Raw genomic sequence first — 20,877 nt, forward strand, 5'->3', positions numbered from 1 at the left:
TCGGTGGTGTGCCGAAGCCGCTCAGCCTGTCGTTCGACCCCATCGCCCGCGCCGATGAGCTCTGGAAGCAGCGCTGGGGGTCCGTGCCCTCGATGGCCGCGATCACCTCGATCATGCGGGCCCACCAGATCCTGCTCGGCCAGGTCGACGCGGTCGTCAGACCGTACGGACTGACCTTCGCCCGCTATGAGGCGCTGGTGCTGCTCACCTTCTCCAAGGCCGGTGAGCTGCCGATGTCCAAGATCGGTGAGCGGCTGATGGTCCACCCGACCTCGGTCACCAATACGGTGGACCGCCTGGTCACGTCCGGTCTGGTCGACAAGCGGCCGAACCCCAACGACGGCCGCGGCACCCTGGCCTCGATCACCGACCGGGGCCGTGAGGTGGTCGAGGCGGCCACCCGCGACCTGATGGCGATGGAGTTCGGACTCGGGGTCTACGACGCAGAGGACTGCGGCAGGCTGTTTGAGATGCTGCGCCCGCTGAGGGTCGCCGCGGAGGACTTCGTGGACGGCCTCGAGGACGGCTGAGCGGGGCTCCGGGGCGGCTGAGGGGCGGCCGGTGAAGTCCGGGGGCGGCGAAGATCGCCCCGGAACGGGCGGTTACGCTCGGGGCATGAAACGCAGCGTGCTGACCCGCTACCGGGTCATGGCCTACCTCACCGCAGTGATGCTGCTCGTGCTCTGCACCTGCATGGTGTTCAAGTACGGCTTCGACACGGGCCAGGACCTCACGCTCGTGGTCTCCCAGATCCACGGCCTGCTCTACATCGTCTACCTGGTCTTCGCCTTCGACCTCGGCTCCAAGGCCAAGTGGCCGTTCGGCAAGCTGCTGTGGGTCCTGGTGGCTGGCACCATCCCGACGGCCGCGTTCTTCGTCGAGCGCAAGGTCACCCACGAGGTGGAGCCGCTGGTCAGCGGCGGCGAACCGGCGCCCGCACAGGTCTGACCAGCGGATTCCGACCACTCCGCGCGTCCCGTCCGGGCCCGGACGAGGCGCGCGGACGCGCGTGCCGGGCCACCCGATCGGCCGGGTGTGGCGAGTCTCGCGTCGACAATTAGTAGGACGTCCAAGTACTTTTGAAGCATGGACGCCGAAGGCATTGAGGCGGGCCGCCGACGCTGGCAGGCCCGGTACGACGCGGCACGCAAGCGCGACGCGGACTTCACCACGCTGTCGGGGGACCCCGTCGAGCCGGTCTACGGACCCGCCCCGGGCGACTCCGTGGCGGGGTTCGAGCGGATCGGCTGGCCCGGGGAGTTCCCGTTCACCCGTGGCCTCTACGCCACCGGGTACCGGGGCCGGGCCTGGACCATCCGCCAGTTCGCCGGGTTCGGCAATGCCGAGCAGACCAACGAGCGCTACAAGATGATCCTCAAGGCGGGCGGCGGCGGGCTCTCGGTCGCCTTCGACATGCCCACCCTGATGGGCCGCGACTCCGATGACCCGCGCTCGCTCGGCGAGGTCGGCCACTGCGGGGTGGCCATCGACTCCGCCGCCGACATGGAGATCCTCTTCAAGGACATCCCGCTCGGCGACGTCACCACCTCGATGACCATCAGCGGCCCGGCCGTGCCGGTCTTCTGCATGTACCTGGTCGCGGCCGAGCGCCAGGGCGTGGACATCTCACGGCTGAACGGCACGCTCCAGACCGACATCTTCAAGGAGTACATCGCCCAGAAGGAATGGCTCTTCCCGCCCGAGCCGCATCTGAAGCTGATCGGCGACCTGATGGAGTACTGCTCCGAGGGCATCCCCGCGTACAAGCCGCTGTCCGTCTCCGGCTACCACATCCGCGAGGCCGGGGCGACGGCCGCGCAGGAGCTCGCGTACACCCTCGCCGACGGCTTCGGCTATGTGGAGCTCGGCCTCTCCCGGGGTCTGGACGTGGACACCTTCGCGCCCGGGCTGTCCTTCTTCTTCGACGCGCATGTCGACTTCTTCGAGGAGATCGCCAAGTTCCGCGCCGCCCGCCGGATCTGGGCCCGCTGGATGCGCGATGTCTACGGGGCGACCACCGAGAAGGCGCAGTGGCTGCGGTTCCACACCCAGACCGCGGGCGTCTCGCTCACCGCCCAGCAGCCGTACAACAACGTGGTGCGGACCGCCGTGGAGGCCCTGGCCGCCGTCCTCGGCGGCACCAACTCGCTGCACACCAACGCCCTGGACGAAACCCTCGCGCTGCCCAGCGAGCAGGCCGCCGAGATCGCCCTGCGCACCCAGCAGGTGCTGATGGAGGAGACCGGGATCCTCAATGTGGCCGATCCGCTGGGCGGTTCCTGGTACATCGAGGCGCTGACCGACCGGATCGAGGCCGACGCCGAGAAGATCTTCGAGCAGATCAAGGAGCGCGGCCGCCGTACGGCGCCGGGCGGGCAGGAGCCCCGGTGGCCGATCACCGCGGGCATCCTCCAGGGCATCGAGGACGGCTGGTTCACCGGCGAGATCGCCGAATCCGCCTTCCGCTACCAGCGGGCCCTGGAGAAGGGCGACAAGAAGGTCGTCGGCGTCAACTGCCACGACGGCTCGGTCACCGGCGACCTGGAGATCCTGCGGGTCAGCCACGAGGTCGAGCGCGAGCAGGTGCGGGTGCTGGGCGGCCGTCGGGCCGGGCGGGACGAGGCCGAGATCACCAAGGGGCTCCAGGCGATGATCGCCGCCGCCCGTGCGGGGTCCAACATGATCGAGCCGATGCTGGCCGCGGTGCGCGCCGAGGCCACGCTCGGCGAGATCTGTGACGCCCTCCGCGACGAGTGGGGCGTCTACACGGAGCCGGCCGGCTTCTGAGCCCCGTCCGGGGCGGGCCCCGCGGCCGTCGCGCCGCCGGAGTCCGCCCCGGTCATCCCGTACAGCAGCAGATCCGTGAAGTCCCGTGCCCAGCGCGGGTCCACCGGCTCCGCGCTGACCATCAGCCGGTGGAGCACCGTTCCGGCGACCGCGTCGAAGATCAGGTCCGCGTTGCGGGCCGACGTCCCCGGATCCTCCTCGCACGGCAGCTCCCCACGGAGCCGGGCGCGCTCCCGGCCGAGCGTCACCAGCCGCTTCTGCCGGTCCACGATCGCCGAGCGCACCCGGCACCGCAGCGTCTCGTCATGCATCGCCTCGGCGAGGACGGCCATCAGCGCGGTGCCCGTCTCGGGGCGCTCGAGCAGCGCCCCCAGCCGGATCACCGCGGCCTCCACATCGGCGTGCAGACTGCCGTGGTCACCCGCTTCCAGCTGTTCGTCGAAGACCGCCGCGACCGCGTCCACCACCAGCTCGCACTTGCTCGCCCAGCGGCGGTAGAGGGTCGTCTTGGCGACTTTGGCGCGGGCCGCCACATCGCCCAGGGTCAGTTTCGCCCAGCCCAGTTCCACCAGGGCGGCACGCGTGGCGACCAGGATGGCGCGGTCGGCCTCGGCGCTGCGCGGGCGCCCGGTGCGGCGTGCGGACGGGCTCATGCGCGGCACCCTACCCGCCAGTACCGCGCATCGTCCCGGGTGAGTTACGCTACGACTCGTAGCGTAAGGGTGTGCCGCGGCCGGGCCATCGGCCGACGCGCTTTTCCCTTCACCGCGGGAAGAGGGGAGGATGGGACCATGCAGCCACGGAACATGTCCATGAGTGGAGTGGTCGACCTCGCCGCGGTGAAGGCGGCCGGAGAAGCGAAGCAGAAGGCGGAGCGGGCACGGGCCGAGTCGGCCCGCACCGGGGAGGCGCCCGCGCCCGGCCGTCTGATCTTCAATGTCGACGAGGCGGGTTTTCAGCAGGACGTCCTGCAGCGCTCCACCGAAGTGCCGGTCGTCATCGACTTCTGGGCCGAGTGGTGCGAGCCGTGTAAGCAGCTCGGCCCCATTCTGGAGCGGCTGGCCACGGAGTACGCCGGGCAGTTCGTCCTCGCGAAGATCGATGTCGACGCCAACCAGATGCTCTTCCAGCAGTTCGGCGTCCAGGGCATCCCCGCGGTGTTCGCGGTGATCGCGGGTCAGCCGGTGCCGCTCTTCCAGGGCGCCGCGCCCGAGGCACAGATCCGCCAGGTGCTGGACCAGCTGATCCAGGCGGCGGAGCAGCAGTTCGGCATCGTGGGTACACCGGTTGAACCCGGCGCCCAGGACGAGGACGCCGAGGAGGCCGCCCCGGCGGCCCCCGAGTCGCCGCAGGACCTCGCGCTCGCCGCGGCCCATCAGGCGCTGGACGCCGGTGACCTGGGCGGTGCGGTGCGGGCGTATCAGAACGTGCTGGCCGACGACCCGGCCAACGGCGAGGCCAAGCTGGGCCTGGCCCAGGCCCAGTTGCTGGAGCGGGTTCAGGGAGTGGACGCCACACAGGTGCGCAAGGCGGCCGCGGAGAGCCCGGCGGATGTCGCGGCCCAGATCGCGGCGGCCGACCTCGACCTGGTGGGCGGTCATGTGGAGGACGCCTTCGGTCGGTTGGTGGACGCGGTGCGCCGTACGGCGGGGGAGGACCGGGACGCGGCCCGCGTTCATCTCCTGAGCCTGTTCGATGTGATCGGCGGTGAGGACCCCCGAGTGGTGGCGGCGCGCGGTGCGTTGGCGCGGGTGCTGTTCTGACCTCCGGCTCCTCAAACAACACAGCGACCGCTCTTTACCAAAACTTGGTAAACGCGGTCGCTGTTACTGCCAGTAAATGCAAGCCCAGGCTTTGTCCGGTCTTGGAGTAAATCTCCCCCTCTTTCCGGTCACTGTCCGGCAACCCTGCGTGGCCGATCTCGACCGTCCTGCCGCGGTTCGGTTATCTGTCCGTTACTCGCTAGTAACGAACCCCTTGTGCCCAGGCCGGGAATGGACCACGATCGGCCAAGCTCGGTCCATCCCCCCGGTAGCTCGGCATCCGGTCGGCGCGTCGGTGTGGTTGGGTCCCCACCGGGCAGGTCGGCGGCAGTGGCGCCGACCGTGGACAGGGGGGTCTCTGCCCACAAGGCAGGGCCTGTCCAGGAGGTTGCGCGAGATTGCGTGGCCAGTGGTTGTCGCTCGGGGGTGATCGCCGGTGTTGCGGGTGCGGTGTGCGCCTGTGAGACGTGGGCGCTCTCCTTCCCGAGGACGTAGCACTTCTCCCATCCCAGGTCCGGGGCCTCGCCCCGGCCGGAGATGTACGTCCGAGAAGGAGGAAAGTCATGGAGTCCGTGGCTCGTGGCGGCACCAGATGGAAGCGGTTCGCCGTTGTCATGGTGCCGAGCGTTGCTGCCACGGCCGCGATCGGCGTCGCCCTGTCCCAGGGTGCGCTCGCGGCCTCGTTCAACGTGTCCGGCCAGCAGTTCAAGGTTTCGGTCGACCGGCTCGACGGCACCGGGTTCGCGCAGTACGGCGCGCTGGACACCCAGCACGGGGGCAAGAAGATCCCCGTCGCGGTGTCGGCGTTCAAGAGCGCGAAGCTCAAGGGCCTGTGCCAGTCCGTCGTGGTCCCGGTTCCGGTCTTCGGCGATGTGTCGCTGAAGCTGACGGCCGGCAACGGCAGCAAGCAGGTTGAGGCCAAGAACCTCTTCATCGATCTCGATCAGCTCAACGCGGACGCCACGTTCCGTGGCATCGACATCGGTGTCGCGGCGGGTGACGCCCACAAGGGTCCCGGCATTCACAAGGGTGATGCGGCCGATCCCGGTTCGTTCGGCCAGCAGGCCGATTCCGCCACGCTGACCGGTGTGAAGCAGACCGCCTGGGCGACCAGCGCGGGCACGTTCAAGCTCTCCGGCCTTTCGATGAAGGTCAGCAAGGGCAAGAACGAGTGCTTCTGATCAGCTGAGCCAAGGGTGGGGGGCCGCCGTGCTGCCCCTCACCCGGGCATCGACCCGCAGCGGGGATGCGCCAGGCTAGTACCGCTGTAGAGAACAACCGCGATCACACCGATCGCCAGCCCCAGGGAGCTGTTTTCAATGAGTGCCGAGTCGCCGGGGGCGCGTGACCGTATCAGCCGTTGGCGGGGGTCCTTCAGGACATGGCGCTGGCAGCGCCCGTTCTGGGCGGGGCTGTTGAGCCTGCTGGCGGGCGTACCGATCATGTACTTCCCGTACAACGACCTCAACGCCGGTGGATTCACCATCAACATGTCCACCACCGCCGGATCGGCCTCGCTGATCATCGGGGTGCTGTTGGTGGTCCTGGGGTTGACCATGTGGTTCCAGCCCATGGTGCGGGTGTTCGCCGGAGTCGCCACGATCCTGCTCGGTCTGGTGTCGATCCCCGTCTCGAACTTCGGCGGCTTTCTGATGGGATTCCTGCTCGCGCTGTTCGGCGGCGGCATGAGCATCTCTTGGGCGCCCGGGGAGACTTCCGCCGGGCAGCCGGCCGAGGGGCCGGGAAACGCGTCAGAGGACGACGGGAACGGTGGAAGCGTGCCGGAGCCGGCCGGGGCCGGGTCCGCGCCGGACCAGGAAGCCACGAATGGGAGGCACCGTGCGGGGTGAAGACCGACCCGAGCAGCCGGAGGGAGTGAGCCCACGCCGGGTCAGAACCGGCCCGCGGCACGCGGCACCGAAGAAGTCGGTACTCACCCGCCTTCAGGTGCCCGCCGGCAAGGCCATAGCGCTGGCCGCCATGCCGACGGCCGTGCTGATGGGCATGGGGCTCACCCCGCAGCTCGCCTCGGCCAACCCCCGGCCCGAGGACCGCTACAAGCCCGGGCCGTGTGTGTCGCAGCCGGACGAGGCGGACAAGGACGACGCCAAGGGCGGCAAGGAGGCCCAGGGCGAGGACAAGGACACGAAGGACGCCAAGGACTCGTCCGGCAAGGGCTCCGAGGACGGCGCCAAGGGCTCAGAGGAGTCCTCGGGCGGCCAGACCGGGTCCCGGGACGACAAGGCCACTCCCACGCCGTCTCCGTCCCGTTCCTCCTCCGCGCCGTCGTCCGGCTCCGGGGACGAGAAGGAGTCGAAGGAGCCCTCGGCCTCGCCGAGCCCGTCGAAGTCCAAGAACCCGCTGGACCCGCTGGGACTCGGGGACGCGCTCCACGACGTCCTCACGCCCGGCGACCAGAGCGGGGACGAGTCGGCCGGGCCAAGCGCCTCGCCGAGCCCGTCCGCCAGCGACAAGCCCAGCTCGTCGCCGTCCCCGTCCAAGACCTCCGACAAGCCCGCCGATCCGGTCAAGGACACGGTGGACAAGGTGGGCAAGGGCGTCGAGGACACCGTGGACGGGGTGGGCAAGACCGTCGACGACGCCAAGGACACGGCGGACAAGGCGCTTCCCAAGCCCTCCGCGTCCGCCTCGAAGGACGCGGACGGCAAGGAGGCGTTCCCCTGCCCGGAGTTCGACGCCGACGCGTACGAGAACGCCGAGTCAGAGCCGACCTCGAGTCTGCTGCCCGAGGACCCCTGGACCCTCAAGAGCACCCTGCTGAGCCTGCACGGCCTGGACTACAAGGGCATCGTGGAGGTCAAGACGCAGGGCGGCCAGATCAAGAAGGTCCTGAAGTTCACCGCCTCGGGCGTGGACATCAAGGACCTCCACCAGCTGGTGGTGGGCCCGGGCGGGACCACCACCCATGTGCAGGCGCGCGAGGGTTCCACCTCGACCATCCGCAACGGCACGGTGACCATGTACACCGAGGAGCTGAAGGGGAACCTCCTGGGGCTCATCCCGATCACCTTCAGCCCCAAGACCCCGCCGCCGGTGAACATCCCCGAGGTGTTCTTCACCAATGTCACGGTCAAGCAGGCCGGTCAGTTCGGTGGCGATCTGACCGTTCCCGGTATGCACCTGTTCAAGACCGGGGAGTGATCCCGCGACACCACCGATCCGTTCGGGAGCCGCACACCCCTCCATGAGGAGGGAAACGCCCGTGGGCACCGCCTCCAATCGGAGACGGTGCCCACGGACGCGTTTGCGGGGCGTTCGGCGCTACTCGCTCGTGCCGCCCAGGTGGTGCACCCGGACCATGTTGGTGGTGCCGGGGACGCCGGGCGGCGAACCGGCGGTGATGATCATGGTGTCGCCCCCGGCGTAGCGGCCCAGCTTCAGCAGCTCGGCGTCCACCAGGTCGACCATCGCGTCGGTGTGCTCGACATACGGCACCACGAAGGACTCCACGCCCCAGCTCAGGGTGAGCTGGTTGCGGGTGGACGCGTCGGTGGTGAAGGCCAGGATCGGCTGCTGGGCGCGGTAGCGGGAGAGCCGGCGGGCGGTGTCGCCGGACTGGGTGAAGGCCACCAGCGACTTGGCGCCCAGGAAGTCGGCGATCTCGGCGGCCGCGCGGGCCACCGAACCGCCCTGGGTGCGCGGCTTCTTGCCGGGCACCAGCGGCTGGAGGCCGCGCGAGAGCAGCTCCTGCTCGGCGGCCTGGACGATCCGGGACATCACCTTGACCGTCTCGATGGGGTACGAGCCGACCGAGGACTCCGCGGAGAGCATCACCGCGTCGGTGCCGTCCAGGATCGCGTTGGCGACGTCGGACGCCTCGGCGCGGGTCGGCCGGGAGTTGGTGATCATCGACTCCATCATCTGGGTCGCGACGATCACCGGCTTGGCGTTGCGGCGGCAGAGCTCGATCAGCCGCTTCTGCACCATCGGGACCTTCTCCAGCGGATACTCCACCGCGAGGTCACCACGGGCCACCATCACCCCGTCGAAGGCCGCGACGACCTCGGTCATATTGGCGACCGCCTGCGGCTTCTCCACCTTGGCGATCACCGGCACCCGGCGGCCCACCTCGTCCATGATCCGGTGGACGTCCCGGACGTCGGAGGCGTCCCGTACGAAGGACAGGGCGACCATGTCGCACCCCATCCGCAGGGCGAACCTCAGGTCCTCGATGTCCTTCTCGGACAGCGCGGGCACATTGACCGCCGCGCCCGGCAGGTTGATCCCCTTGTGGTCGGAGATCACCCCGCCCTCGATGACGATGGTCCGCACCCGCGGGCCCTCCACGGCGGTGACCCGCAGCTCGACATTGCCGTCGTTGATCAGGACCTGGTCGCCCTTGGAGACATCGCCCGGCAGCCCCTTGTAGGTGGTGCCGCAGATGGTCCGGTCACCGTCCACGTCCTCGGTGGTGATGATGAACTCATCCCCGCGGACCAGCTCCACCGGGCCGTCCTTGAAGGTCTCCAGACGGATCTTGGGGCCCTGGAGGTCGGCGAGGACGCCGACCGCGTGCCCGGTCTCCTCGGACGCCTTGCGGACGCGGTGGTACCGCTCCTCGTGCTCCGGGTGGCTTCCATGGCTCATGTTGAACCGGGCCACGTTCATCCCGGCCTCGATCAGGGACTTCAGCTGGTCGTAGGAGTCGACGGCGGGGCCCAGGGTGCAGACGATTTTGGAACGGCGCATGAGGCAGATCCTATCGGGTTTGTTTCGGAGCGGAATATTTCAGTCAAGGGTGCTGCGGAACCTACGCGCTGACCAGGTCGAACGTCTGGCTGGCGATCTCCAGCTCCTCATCGGTGGGCACCACGGCCACCGCGACCCGGCTGGCCTCCGTGGAGATCAGCCGCGCCGAGGCGGAGCGCAGCGCGTTGCGGACGCCGTCCACCTCGATGCCGAACGCGCCGAGGCCGCGCATCGCCGCCTCCCGTACCGCCGGGGAGTTCTCCCCCACACCGGCGGTGAACGCGACGGCGTCCACCCGCCCCAGCACCGCGGTGTACGCGCCCACATACTTCCGCAGCCGGTGGACGTAGATGTCGAAGGCGAGCTGGGCGGCCCGGTCGCCCTCGCCCATCCGGCGGCCGATCTCGCGCATGTCGTTGTCCCCGCACAGTCCGGCGAGACCGCTGCGCTTGTTGAGCAGCGTGTCGATCTCATCGGTCGACATGCCGCCCACCCGGGACAGGTGGAAGATCGCCGCAGGGTCGATGTCCCCGGAACGGGTACCCATCACCAGACCCTCCAACGGGGTCAGCCCCATCGAGGTCTCCACGCACCGGCCGCCGCGCACCGCCGAGGCACTGGCCCCGTTGCCCAGGTGCAGCACGATCGTGTTGACCTCCGCGGGCTCCCTGCCCAGCAGCTCCGCGGTGGCCCGGGAGACATACGCGTGCGAGGTGCCGTGGAAGCCGTAGCGCCGCACCCCCCACCGGTCGGCGGTCGCCACGTCGATCGCGTAGCGCGCCGCCGCCTCCGGGATGGTGGAGTGGAACGCCGTGTCGAAGACCGCGACCTGCGGCAGGTCCGGGCGCAGCGAGCGGGCCACCTTGATCCCGGTGACATTGGCCGGGTTGTGCAGCGGGGCCAGCGGGATCAGCTTCTCGATCTCCCCGACCACCTCGTCGGTGATCAGGGTCGGCTCGGTGAACCGGGTGCCGCCGTGCACCACCCGGTGGCCGACCGCCGCCAGCTCGGGCGAGTCGAGGCCCAGGCCCTCGGCGGCCAGCTCGTCGGCCACCTGCTTGAGGGCCGCCGCGTGATCGGCGACGGGGCCCTCACCGATCCGCTCCACGATGCCGGAGGCCGGACGGGAGCCGTCGGCCATGTCCAGCAGCTGGTACTTCACGGACGAGGAACCGGAGTTGAGGACGAGGACTCGGGAGCCGTTCACGCGGACTGCGCCTTCTGGGTCGAGGACGTCGGGGCGGTCGCCGCAGACGTGGGGGACTGCGCCTGGATGGCGGTGATCGAGACGGTGTTGACGATGTCCTGTACGAGTGCCCCGCGGGACAGGTCGTTCACCGGCTTGCGCAGGCCCTGGAGCACCGGGCCGACCGCGACGGCGCCCGCCGAGCGCTGTACGGCCTTGTAGGTGTTGTTGCCGGTGTTCAGGTCCGGGAAGATCAGCACGGTGGCCTTGCCCGCCACCTCGGACCCGGGCAGCTTGGTCGCCGCCACCGCCGCGTCCACCGCCGCGTCGTACTGGATCGGGCCCTCGACCAGCAGGTCCGGGCGGCGCTCGCGGACCAGATCGGTCGCCTTGCGGACCTTGTCCACGTCCGCGCCGGAGCCCGAGGTGCCGGTGGAGTACGACAGCATCGCGATCCTCGGCTCCACCCCGAACTGGGCGGCCGTCGTCGCCGACTGGATGGCGATGTCCGCGAGCTGCTCGGCGCCCGGGTCGGGGTTGACCGCGCAGTCGCCGTACACCAGCACCCGGTCGGCCAGGCACATGAAGAAGACCGAGGAGACGATCTGGGCGCCGGGGGCGGTCTTGATGATCTCGAAGGCGGGCCGGATGGTGGCGGCGGTGGAGTGCACCGCGCCCGAGACCATGCCGTCGGCCAGCCCCTCCTGGACCATCAGGGTGCCGAAGTACGACACGTCGGCCACCACGTCGTACGCCAGCTCGTGGGAGACCCCCTTGTGGGCGCGCAGCCTCGCGTAGCTCTCCGCGAAGCGCTCCCGCAGCGGGGAGGTCTGCGGATCGATGATCTGCGCCTCGGCGAGCTGGATGCCGAGCTCGGCGGCGCGCTTGCGGATCGGCTCCTCCTCGCCCAGCAGTGTGAGATCGCACACATCGCGGCGGAGCAGTACGTCGGCGGCGCGCAGCACCCGCTCCTCCGCGCCCTCGGGCAGCACCACCCGGCGGCGGTGGGACCTGGACCGCTCGATCAGCTCGCGCTCGAACATCATCGGGGTGACCCGGCCGGAGCGGCCCACCGAGATGCGCTCGGTCAGCGCCGCGGTGTCCACGTGCCGCTCGAAGAGGCCCAGCGCGGTCTCCGCCTTGCGCGGCGCGCTGGCGGTGAGCTTGCCCTCGATGGCGAACAGTTCGGCCGCCGTCGGGAAGGACCCGCCCGCCACCGACACCACCGGGGTCCCCGGGGCCAGCCGCGAGGCCAGCGCCAGGATGTCGGGGCCCGGCCGCTCGGCGAGGGTGAGCAGCACCCCGGCGATCGGCGGGGCGCCCGCGCTGTGCGCGGCCAGCGCGCCGACGATCAGATCGGCGCGGTCCCCGGGCGTCACCACCAGACAGCCCTCCGTCAGCGCGGGCAGGAAGGTCGGCAGCATCGCGCCGCCGAAGACGAAGTCCCGTACGTCCCTGGAGAGCCCCGTGTGATCACCGAGCAGCACCTCGGCGCCCAGGGAGCGGACGATCTGGGAGACGGTGGGCGCCGAGAGCGACCCGTCCTCGGGCAGCACATAGCTGGGCACCGGCAGCTTGGCGGCCAGCCGCGCGGCGATGGCCTCGCGGTCGGCGGGCACCACCCGGTTGGCGACCACCGCGACCACGTCGCAGCCCCGTCCCTCATAGGCGCGGTAGGCGTTGTGGGCCTCGGCGCCGGCCGACTCGGCGGTCTGCTTCTGGCCGCCGACGACCACGATCACCGAGGCGCCGAACTCATTGGCCAGCCGTGCGTTCAGCCCCAGCTCGTCGGGGAGGCTGGTGGCCGCGTAGTCGCTGCCCAGCACCAGGACGTAGTCATAGGCGTCGGCCACCTCGTGGAACCGGCCGACCAGCTGCGAGACCAGCTCGTCGGTGCCCCGCTCGGCCTGGAGCGCGGCCGCCTCGTCGTAACCCATGCCGAAGACGGACTCCGGCGACTGGCTGAGCCGGTAGCGCGCCCGCAGCAGGTCGAAGAGGCGGTCGGGGTCGTCGTGCACCAGGGGGCGGAAGACGCCGACCCGGTCGACATGGCGGGTCAGGAGCTCCATGACCCCCAGCTCCACGACCTGGCGTCCGTCGCCACGCTCGACTCCGGTCACGTACACGCTGCGTGTCACGCGTGCTCTCCGTTCCTCTGGCGTTCGTCGGTGTTTTCGTTATGTGCGCCCATCAGGCACAAATTGGCCACATTGACCGGCCCAGTCCTCTTGACAATACCTTCGACCGTGATTAAGGCGCTTGTCGCTCGGGGGACACAGCACCACCCGGCCCATGAAACAATCGGACTGGCTCACATCTACCCGTAGGGAGCAGGAGACACAGCACGATGCGCATCGGAGTTCTCACCGCAGGCGGCGACTGCCCCGGTCTCAACGCTGTGATCCGGTCGGTGGTCCACCGCGCGGTCGCCGGCCACGGAGACGAGGTCATCGGGTTCGAGGACGGCTTCAAGGGGCTCCTCGACGGCCGTCACCGCAAGCTCGACCTCGACGCGGTCAGCGGCATCCTCGCCCGCGGCGGCACCATCCTCGGCTCCTCCCGCCTGGAGCGCGCCCGGCTGCGCGAGGCGTGCGAGACCTCGAAGGACCACGCCCGTGACTACGGGATAGACGTACTGATCCCGATCGGCGGCGAGGGCACCCTCACCGCGGCGCGGATGCTCTCCGACGCCGGGCTGCCGATCGTCGGCGTCCCCAAGACGATCGACAACGACATCTCCTCCACCGACCGCACCTTCGGCTTCGACACCGCCGTCGGCGTCGCCACCGAGGCCATGGACCGGCTGAAGACCACCGCCGAATCCCATCAGCGGGTGATGGTCGTCGAGGTCATGGGGCGCCACGCGGGCTGGATCGCGCTGGAGTCCGGCATGGCGGGCGGCGCCCACGGCATCTGCCTGCCGGAGCGGCCCTTCGAGGTGGACGGGCTGGTGAAGATGGTCGAGGAGCGGTTCGCCCGCGGCAAGAAGTTCGCCGTCATCTGCGTCGCCGAGGGCGCGCATCCGGCCGAGGGCTCCATGGACTACCAGAAGGGCGAGATCGACCAGTACGGCCACGAGCGGTTCACCGGCATCGGCAACCGCCTCGCGGCCGAGCTGGAGCGGCGCCTGGGCAAGGAGGCCCGCCCGGTCATCCTGGGGCATGTGCAGCGCGGCGGCACGCCCACCGCGTACGACCGCGTGCTGGCCACCCGCTTCGGCTGGCACGCCGTGGAGGCGGCGCACCGCGGCGACTTCGGCATGATGACCGCACTGCGCGGCACGGACATCCAGATGGTGCCGATCGCCAACGCGGTCACCGAGCTCAAGACCGTACCGGTGGACCGGATGGACGAGGCAGAGTCGGTCTTCTGAGCCGCCTTCTGATCCGTCCACCGAGCGGCTTTCTGAGCGGCCTTCTGATCCGCCGCGGCCCGACCGACCGGCGCCGCCGTCCCGGCCCTCTGATACTGTCCCCGCTTGGCCAAGGGGGAACTGGTCGGGGGACATAAGGAGTTACGGGCGGGATGCTTGGTTTACGGGGCCGTGTGTGGCAGCGCCGCACACCCCTTGTCGTACTGATGGCGGTCGTGGGGATCGCGGGGGCCGTCCTCGTGGCGCGGGACAGCGGCGGCGGCCATCTCGCCGCCAACCGGACCCAGTTGCGGAAGGCCTGCGACGGCACCCTGCCGTACCGGGACCTCGAGCGGCTGGTGGGTGACGAGCGGCCGGGCGAGCTCAGCGAGCACGGCACGGTGCTCACCCCCGGCCAGGAGAGCCGCTCGCTGCTGGACTGCTCGCTGTCGTGGGGCGACGGCCACGGGGTCACGGTCCACGCCGAGGCGCTGGTCTCCGATGTGCCCGAGGCCGTCAAGAGCCGGGACCTCCTCGAACCCGCCGGTGGCCGTGGCACCTTCGTGGCGCCGGGCACCACCGGCCAGTACGGCAAGCGCGGCGCCTGGCTGGTGGCCGACTGCCGGGGCGGGCTCGACGGCAGGGTCCGGCCCACGACCGATCTGTATGTGACGGCCCGGGTGACGGACGGGACCGGTAAGGCCGGCAAGGCCGACGCGGCCGGGAGCGGCAAGCCGGGCCGCGCCACCGCGCTCCTCGGCTTCCGTACCGCCGTCCACGTGGCCAACGCCCTCACCAAGGCCCAGCACTGCGGCTCCGGCCCGCTCATGACGCCGACCGCCGTGGTGGACACGGACGAGACCCACGGCGCGCCCGGCCGGGGCCTGCGCAAGTGCGGGTGGATCGAGGGCTCCTCGCTCCCCGGTGCCGCCCCCGGCCCCTGGACCACCCTCGGTGATCACCAGGAGTCCACCGGGCTGAGCGCCTGCGCCGGGCGGCGGGGTGCGGCGAAGGACGCCGGTGAGCGCCCGCGCCCGAAGCGGTGGCAGGTCACCGAGGTCGAGGCGGCCAGCTGGTCGGGGATCCTGGGCCGGTCGGCGTACGACTCCTACGAACGCGAGGGCCATGTGCCCGGATGGGGAGCCGAGGACGACAAGCGCTCCTCCGAGGCGGACGGGAGCGCTGGCACCCGGCGCGAGGCCCGCGTCTCCTCCTACTCCGGACGGCCCCAACTCGCCCTGTGGGCACGGTCGGTGTGCGACGGCAGCGCCACCTACCACCGGGTGGCCGTCTACCCCGAGATCCGGCTCCAGGACGGCGAGACTGCCGTGATCGGCGGCACGGACCGGGCCAGGCTCTCCACCGCCGCGCGTACGGTCCTCGACCGCTATCTCGACGCCGACGACGGCTGGCCCGCGTCCGCTAAGTGCCGCGACACCAAGGTGCTCGGGGAGGTCGAGCAGTGGCACTGACCCGACCCGCACTCACCCGGCGCCAGATCCACGCCCTGGTCGCCGTGGCGGTGGCGCTCGCCGCCCTCACCGGAGCGTTCGTCTGGTTCGCGGGCAGCGAGGACCGGGCGCTGGCGGGAGCCTGCGACGGGGTGCTCCCGGTGGCAGAGGTCCGCTCGGTGCTCGGCGACGACACCGCACTGGACGTCACCAACCGCACCCAGGGCTCCTTCGGGAAGACCGCCTCCGAGAGCGACAAGAAGGGCGCCGGGCGGGCCAACTCCCTCTCCGTCCACTGCCGGATCACCGCCGAGGGCACCGGCCACATCGCCGTCTCCGTCGAGGGCTCGCCCCGCCCCCGCACCGAGTACGGATACGACGACCTCTACACCGCCGTACCCGACCGCCACACCCTGCCCGTCCCGCTCGGCCACGGCTGGTCCGGTCTGTTCGCCACCGACACCGCACGGCTGGACGACGCCAAGGACGGCACGGCCACCACCGCCGTGACCCTCGACTGCGCCCGGCGCGGCGACAGTCTGCTGATCACCGTGGAGACCGCGCTGCACGGCGCCGCCACCCTCGACGACCCCGCCGTCCGCCCCGACTTCGTCCGCACCGCCACCGCGACCGCCGAGGCGGCCAACGACCACTGGGGCTGCGGCGCGCGCCTGGGCAAGCCGGTGCGCACCGTCGGACTGCCGGTGAACGAGGACGAGTACGAACCGCTGATCGGCGCCAAGGGCACCTGCGCGGCCGTCCCCACCGCCTCCCGCTCCGCCGTCTCCACCGCCCGCGAGACCGCCCGCGACCGCGCACCGCGCGAGAGCTGTGTGCTCGGCACCCGGGACGGCTCACCGCTGTACCGGCTGGAGGCGTACTACGGCCCCTACGCGGAGGACGCCCGCTCCCAGTTCACCCGGGACTACGACTACGAGAACGTGACCCCCGCCGAGAAGCCCGCCGGGCGGCTCGGCCAGAGCGCCTACTGGGCCGGTGCCACCTGCCCGCGCGGCGCCGAGTCCGCCCTGTACCTCATCCGCGCCGACGCCGCGGACGGCGAGACCCGCCGCCGCCCCGACCTCGGCTATGAACGCGCCGCCCTGGCGGCCTTCGCCGCCGCCTCGTCCACCCACCACGACTGCGCCGCGCCCAGCCTGCCGGGCGGCGAGTGACGACGGGCGCGGGGGCTTGACGCACTGCGCCGTCATCCCTTGACGGCGCCGCCCAGGGCGAAGCCGCCGCCGAGGCGGCGGGAGATCAGGACGTAGAGCAGGAGCACGGGGGTGGAGTAGAGGATCGAGAAGGCGGCCAGCTGGCCGTAGACCACCTGGCCGTAGTTGCCGAAGAAGGTGAAGATCGATACGGACGCCGGGAGCTGTTCGGGGGAGAGCAGCAGCATGAAGGGGACGAAGAAGTTGCCCCACATCATGATGAAGCTGTAGATCATCACGACCGTGATGCCCGGGCCCATCAGCGGCAGGATCACCCGGGTCAGGCCCTGCAGCCAGGACGCGCCGTCGGTCCACGCCGCCTCCTCCAGGATCACCGGCACGCCGTCCATGAAGTTCTTCATCAGCCAGATGGCGAACGGGAGCTGGGAGGCGGCGAGGAAGAGTGCGGTGCCGGACATGGTGTCGATGAGGTCCACCTGGACGAAGAGTCCATAGACCGGAACCATGATCGCGGTGATCGGCAGACAGGTGGTGAAGAGCACCGTCAGCAGATACGGGCGCACGGCGCGGGAGCGGAAGCGCGAGAGGGGATAGGCGGCGAGGGCCGCGCAGGCGACGGTCAGGATGGTGGCGCCGCCGCACAGGAGCAGGCTGTTGAGCATCGGTGTGAAGGTGATCTCGTCCGTCCACACCGCGGAGAAGTTGTCCATCGTGGGCGAGCCGGGCGAAGAGACCCGCAGGGTGGCATCGTTGTCGATGGACGCCAGCACCAGCCAGGCGAGCGGAAGCAGGAACGCGGCGGCGATCAGCAGCAGCGCGGCGTCGGCGGCCAGACGGCGGCGCAGCCGCGGGGACCAGCGGGGGCCGGTGCGGCTCTTGGCGGAGCGGGGCCAGGTGCGGGCGGGGCGGGCGGAGAGCGCGGACAACCTCGGACCTCCTCGCGCGCTTGCGGGCTTGCGAGCGCAGTCGATCAGCGTGGGTCCATGAAACCCGTTGCCGCCCGCTCGGGGAAGACGCGTGCGCGGTCCTTACGGCGTCGGCGGGGCGATCGTCACCGGCTGGTCGTTCCGCAGCTGGTCGAAGAGGCGCCGCGCCTGTGCCGCGTTCCACTGCACCGCGCTGCCCTTGGACGTCCGGAGGTTGGTGTTGGACACCGGGACGTTGAGCTGCCTGCCGTTGCCCGAGGTGACGCCCTTGACCGCCTCGAACAGGGACATCAGGGTCGGCAGGCCCATGTCCTTGTCCACGATCAGCGTGTCCAGGCCCGCGCGCACGGTCGGGACGGCCGCGAACGGGTTGGCCAGGACCCCGGGGGTGGCGGCCTTGTCGGCGAGCGCGGCCAGGAACTTCCGCTGGTTCTGGGCGCGGCCCAGGTCGCCCTCGGCCTCCTGCTTGCGCTGGCGGACGAACGCGAGCGCCTTCGCGCCGTCGAGGGTGTGGCAGCCCTTCTTCAGATCCAGGCCCGACTTGGGGTCCTCGATGTCCCGGTCCACACACATCCGCACCCCGCCGACCGCGTCCACGACGCCCACGAACCCGGCGAAGCCGATCTCCGCGTAGTGGTCGATGCGCAGCCCCGTGTTGCGTTCGATGGTCGGGACGAGCAGATCGGGGCCGCCCATCGCATAGGCCGCGTTCAGCTTGTTCTGGGACGGGCCGTAGCGCCTGCCGGTCTCGGGGCGGACGAAACCGGGGACGTCCACCCAGGAGTCGCGCGGCAGGCTCATCATCGTGGTGCCGCCCGCGCCGGTGTGCAGCACCATCATCGAGTCGGTGCGGCGGCCCTCGGCCGAGCCGGTGCGCAGGCTCTTCCTGGCCTCCTCGGACAGGCCCTCCCGGCTGTCGGAGCCCACGATCAGGTAGTTGGTGCCCTTCCCCGGCGGCGGGCGGTTCGGAGCCCTGCCCAGGTCGACCTCGCGATGGAGCTGGGTGTCGGCCCAGACGTAGGCGCTGCCGGAGGCGAGGAGCAGCGCGGAGACCGCCACGATGGCCAGCCGGACGATCCGGCGGCGCCTGCTCAGCGGCTCCTTGGGGGCGCGGCGCCGGACGGTGGGGGCGGGCGGGGACGGGGGCGGGGGTATGGGCTCGGGGCCGAGGGCGCTGGTCTCTGCGCCGGTCCGGTAGGGGGCCGGTTTGGTGGGTACGCCGTGACGTGCGGGCACGCCCCGTGGCATGGACGGCCCCAACCGATCGCTCATGGGCGGCAGTCTGCCGAGCGGCCGAAGGCGCCCGCCGTCCCTTCGTAGAGGTATGACAACTTCGGCGCCGCGTTGAACGCGGACCCGGCCGCCGTACGTTACCTCGCCGTCAGGCTCCGGTGCGCGGGTGGATCGCCGAGTGCCTGCCCGGCCGTCCCGGAGCGCTGGATACGGTGCCACCGCAGCCGCGTTCCGAGCAGGAGGGCCACCACGGACTGGATGACCACCAGATACATCAGCTGCCGGTAGACGAAGAGCTGGAACGGCAGCGACCACAGCGCCCGTATCCGCTCCCCGTCCAGCCGCAGCGCGTACCCGGCGCAGACCATCTGGATGGCGAGATAGCCGAACCACACCCCGGCCGCCTCCACCGGGTCGAGGAAGAGCGCGCCGTACAGGGCGAAGAGGTCGATCACGGGCGCCAGCAGCGGCAGCAGCACCTGGAAGAGCGTGAGATAGCTGAGCCCCCGGCGGCCGAACCGCCCCACCGAGCCCAGCGAGATCATCGCGCGGCGGTGCTTCCACATGGCCTGCAGCGTGCCGTACCCCCAGCGGTACCGCTGCCGCCACAGCTGGCGCAGCGAGCTGGGCACCTCGGTCCAGGCGACGGCCGTTTCCTCGTACACCACCCGCCAGCCCGCCCGCCACAGCGCCATGGTGAGGTCGGTGTCCTCGGCGAGGGTGTCCTCGCTGACCCCGCCGACGCCCAGCACCGCGTCCCGCCGGAAGGCCCCGATGGCGCCGGGCACGGTCGGCATGCACTCCAGCACCTCGAACATCCGTCGGTCGAGGTTGAACCCGAAGACGTACTCCAGGTGCTGCCACCTGCCCAGCAGACTGCGCCGGTTGCCCACCTTGGTGTTGCCGCTGACCGCGCCGATGGCCGGGTGGGCGAGCGGCTGGACGAGCTGGTGGACGGCGTCCGGTTCGAAGACCGTGTCGGCGTCGACCATCACCACGATGTCGTGCTCGGTGTGGACGAGACCGGTGTTGAGGGCGGCGGCCTTGCCCGCGTTGGGCTGCCGTACCACCAGCACCCTGCGGTCGTCGACGCTCGCGGCGATATCGGCCGTACGGTCGGTCGAGCCGTCGTCGATCACGATGAGCTGCAGCTCGGGGTGGGTGGAGGCGAGCAGCGAGCGGATGGTGGCCTCGATGCCCGCCTCCTCGTTGTACGCGGGGATGAGCACCGTCACCGGCTCGTTCACCTCCCGCAGCCAGGGCGCGCCGGGCCGGAAGCGGGTGAGCCGCCGGACATGGGTGCGGGCGAACAGCATGAGCATCAGCAGCCGCAGCACCCCCAGCGCCCCCGCGATCCCCAGCACCCAGACCATGGTGGACGCGAAACCCCGGCCGATCGCCGCGACCCAGATCAGCGCCTCGCCCTCCCAGCGCTCCAGGCCGGAGACCGGGACGTCGACCGGGGGCACCCCGAGCCCGCCGGTCACGGTGGTGAACTTCTTGGCCCGCGGGTCCCTGAGCAGCTTCTCCGTCCCCTGGTACGCGGTGTCCGTCTGGCTGAACTGCCGGACCATCCCCTGCGAGGGCGTCGTGCCCGACCGGTCGGCGGCCACCAGCGCATAGCCCTCCGCGGCCACGCTCCGCGCCGCCCGCCACTCGTCGCCGCACAGCGTGTCCACATGGGTGGTCAGCGGCAGCCGCAGCAGCCTGGGCTGGACGCCCACGGAGCCCGCCAGCGCCGACTCGGTCAGGGACAGCTCCATCCGGGACCGGCTGGCGGACGCCGAGCCCATGTCGGCGCCGGTGTAGGTGTTCGACCCGATCTCGTGGCCCGCGTCGCGGATCCGGCGTACGAGACCGGGGTACTGGGCCGCCTTGGCGCCGGAGACGAAGAACGTGGCCCGCGCGTCATACCGGCGCAACAGGTCCAGCAGACGCGGGGTCTGGACCGGGTCAGGACCGCCGTCGTAGGTCAGCGCCACCGTCCCGGCGGGCATCCCCACGGTCCGCACCCGGCCCCCGTTGATCTGCACCACCGGCCCGCCACCGGCCAGCGCCCTGGGCACCGGGCTGGTGCACGGCCGCCGCGCCTTCGCCGCGTCGACCTCGTGGTTGGTCCAGCCCTGGAACATCAGCAGGCCGAACATGGCCGGAAGGACGAGGAGCAGGAGCAGCCAGTGCGCGCGCGGATCACGGGACCGCTTGTGCCGCCCTCCCCGGGACAGGCGGTGTGGTTCCTGGTGTTTTCTCGACCGGTTGCCCTCAAACATGGTTGGTCGCACCGTAGTTGCCGG

At 70.8% G+C, this 20,877-nt stretch carries 17 protein-coding genes; 10 read left to right on the forward strand and 7 right to left on the reverse strand.

Annotation, left to right across the window (positions count from 1 at the left end; translation table 11 throughout):
• Window positions 1–8 precede the first annotated feature (8 nt).
• The 3 genes from VT50_RS26855 to VT50_RS26865 all read left to right on the forward strand — a co-directional run bounded on the left by VT50_RS26855 (window position 9) and on the right by VT50_RS26865 (window position 2,787).
• Window positions 9–530 (forward strand): MarR family winged helix-turn-helix transcriptional regulator, encoded by a 522-nt coding sequence (locus VT50_RS26855; RefSeq protein ID WP_046084313.1) that lies wholly within the window; start codon window positions 9–11, stop codon window positions 528–530.
• 85 nt (window positions 531–615) lie between these two features.
• Window positions 616–948, forward strand: coding sequence for a DUF3817 domain-containing protein (locus VT50_RS26860; protein ID WP_046084314.1), 333 nt, complete (start codon window positions 616–618; stop codon window positions 946–948).
• Window positions 949–1,086: 138 nt separating this feature from the next.
• Window positions 1,087–2,787 carry a coenzyme B12-dependent isobutyryl-CoA mutase large subunit gene (locus VT50_RS26865; protein ID WP_046084315.1) on the forward strand — a complete coding sequence of 567 codons (1,701 nt, stop codon included), beginning with the start codon at window positions 1,087–1,089 and terminating at the stop codon, window positions 2,785–2,787.
• Here VT50_RS26865 and VT50_RS26870 read toward each other — a convergent pair.
• Window positions 2,763–3,440 carry a TetR/AcrR family transcriptional regulator gene (locus tag VT50_RS26870; RefSeq protein ID WP_046084316.1) on the reverse strand — a complete coding sequence of 226 codons (678 nt, stop codon included), beginning with the start codon at window positions 3,438–3,440 and terminating at the stop codon, window positions 2,763–2,765. The two genes, VT50_RS26865 and VT50_RS26870, sit on opposite strands and share 25 nt — an antisense overlap.
• Before the next feature lie 138 nt (window positions 3,441–3,578).
• Between VT50_RS26870 and VT50_RS26875 the strand changes: the two genes are divergently transcribed.
• The 4 genes from VT50_RS26875 (at window position 3,579) to VT50_RS26895 (ending at window position 7,712) form a co-directional block, all read left to right on the forward strand.
• Window positions 3,579–4,550, forward strand: a complete 972-nt coding sequence (locus VT50_RS26875; protein WP_046084317.1) for a tetratricopeptide repeat protein — start codon at window positions 3,579–3,581, stop codon at window positions 4,548–4,550.
• Between the two features lie 563 nt (window positions 4,551–5,113).
• Entirely contained in the window at window positions 5,114–5,731 is a 618-nt protein-coding gene (locus tag VT50_RS26885) for a DUF6230 family protein (RefSeq protein ID WP_046084318.1), read from the forward strand.
• 138 nt (window positions 5,732–5,869) lie between these two features.
• Window positions 5,870–6,400 (forward strand): DUF6114 domain-containing protein, encoded by a 531-nt coding sequence (locus VT50_RS26890; protein WP_046084319.1) that lies wholly within the window; start codon window positions 5,870–5,872, stop codon window positions 6,398–6,400.
• On the forward strand, window positions 6,378–7,712 hold the full coding sequence (locus VT50_RS26895; protein ID WP_046084320.1) for a hypothetical protein: 1,335 nt from the start codon (window positions 6,378–6,380) through the stop codon (window positions 7,710–7,712). The genes VT50_RS26890 and VT50_RS26895 overlap by 23 nt, the downstream gene beginning before the upstream one ends.
• 120 nt (window positions 7,713–7,832) lie before the next feature.
• Here VT50_RS26895 and pyk read toward each other — a convergent pair whose 3' ends face one another.
• From pyk to pta, 3 genes are all read right to left on the reverse strand, one after another.
• A complete protein-coding gene (gene pyk, locus VT50_RS26900; RefSeq protein WP_046084321.1) occupies window positions 7,833–9,260 on the reverse strand; it encodes a pyruvate kinase in 1,428 nt (475 codons plus the stop codon).
• A 61-nt stretch (window positions 9,261–9,321) separates the two neighbouring features.
• Window positions 9,322–10,467 (reverse strand): acetate kinase, encoded by a 1,146-nt coding sequence (locus VT50_RS26905; protein WP_046084322.1) that lies wholly within the window; start codon window positions 10,465–10,467, stop codon window positions 9,322–9,324.
• Window positions 10,464–12,584 (reverse strand): phosphate acetyltransferase, encoded by a 2,121-nt coding sequence (pta, locus tag VT50_RS26910; RefSeq protein WP_046084323.1) that lies wholly within the window; start codon window positions 12,582–12,584, stop codon window positions 10,464–10,466. Before pta ends, VT50_RS26905 begins: the two co-directional genes overlap by 4 nt.
• Before the next feature lie 209 nt (window positions 12,585–12,793).
• Between pta and VT50_RS26915 the strand changes: the two genes are divergently transcribed.
• The 3 genes from VT50_RS26915 to VT50_RS26925 all read left to right on the forward strand — a co-directional run bounded on the left by VT50_RS26915 (window position 12,794) and on the right by VT50_RS26925 (window position 16,424).
• On the forward strand, window positions 12,794–13,819 hold the full coding sequence (locus VT50_RS26915; protein WP_046084324.1) for a 6-phosphofructokinase: 1,026 nt from the start codon (window positions 12,794–12,796) through the stop codon (window positions 13,817–13,819).
• Window positions 13,820–13,971: 152 nt separating this feature from the next.
• Window positions 13,972–15,270, forward strand: a complete 1,299-nt coding sequence (locus tag VT50_RS26920; RefSeq protein ID WP_046084325.1) for a hypothetical protein — start codon at window positions 13,972–13,974, stop codon at window positions 15,268–15,270.
• Window positions 15,261–16,424 carry a hypothetical protein gene (locus VT50_RS26925; RefSeq protein WP_046084326.1) on the forward strand — a complete coding sequence of 388 codons (1,164 nt, stop codon included), beginning with the start codon at window positions 15,261–15,263 and terminating at the stop codon, window positions 16,422–16,424. The genes VT50_RS26920 and VT50_RS26925 overlap by 10 nt, the downstream gene beginning before the upstream one ends.
• Before the next feature lie 32 nt (window positions 16,425–16,456).
• On the opposite strand, the gene VT50_RS26930 is transcribed toward VT50_RS26925, so the two are convergent.
• The 3 genes from VT50_RS26930 to VT50_RS26940 all read right to left on the reverse strand — a co-directional run bounded on the left by VT50_RS26930 (window position 16,457) and on the right by VT50_RS26940 (window position 20,853).
• Window positions 16,457–17,269 carry a carbohydrate ABC transporter permease gene (locus tag VT50_RS26930; RefSeq protein ID WP_046084369.1) on the reverse strand — a complete coding sequence of 271 codons (813 nt, stop codon included), beginning with the start codon at window positions 17,267–17,269 and terminating at the stop codon, window positions 16,457–16,459.
• Between the two features lie 183 nt (window positions 17,270–17,452).
• On the reverse strand, window positions 17,453–18,622 hold the full coding sequence (locus tag VT50_RS26935; RefSeq protein WP_075200252.1) for an LCP family protein: 1,170 nt from the start codon (window positions 18,620–18,622) through the stop codon (window positions 17,453–17,455).
• Window positions 18,623–18,720: 98 nt separating this feature from the next.
• The gene (locus VT50_RS26940) at window positions 18,721–20,853 is read right to left on the reverse strand and encodes a bifunctional polysaccharide deacetylase/glycosyltransferase family 2 protein (RefSeq protein ID WP_046084327.1); all 2,133 of its coding nucleotides are present in this window, start codon (window positions 20,851–20,853) and stop codon (window positions 18,721–18,723) included.
• Window positions 20,854–20,877: the final 24 nt, after the last annotated feature.

Source organism: Streptomyces antioxidans (genome assembly GCF_000968685.2).
In the GTDB taxonomy this organism is placed as follows: domain Bacteria; phylum Actinomycetota; class Actinomycetes; order Streptomycetales; family Streptomycetaceae; genus Streptomyces; species Streptomyces antioxidans.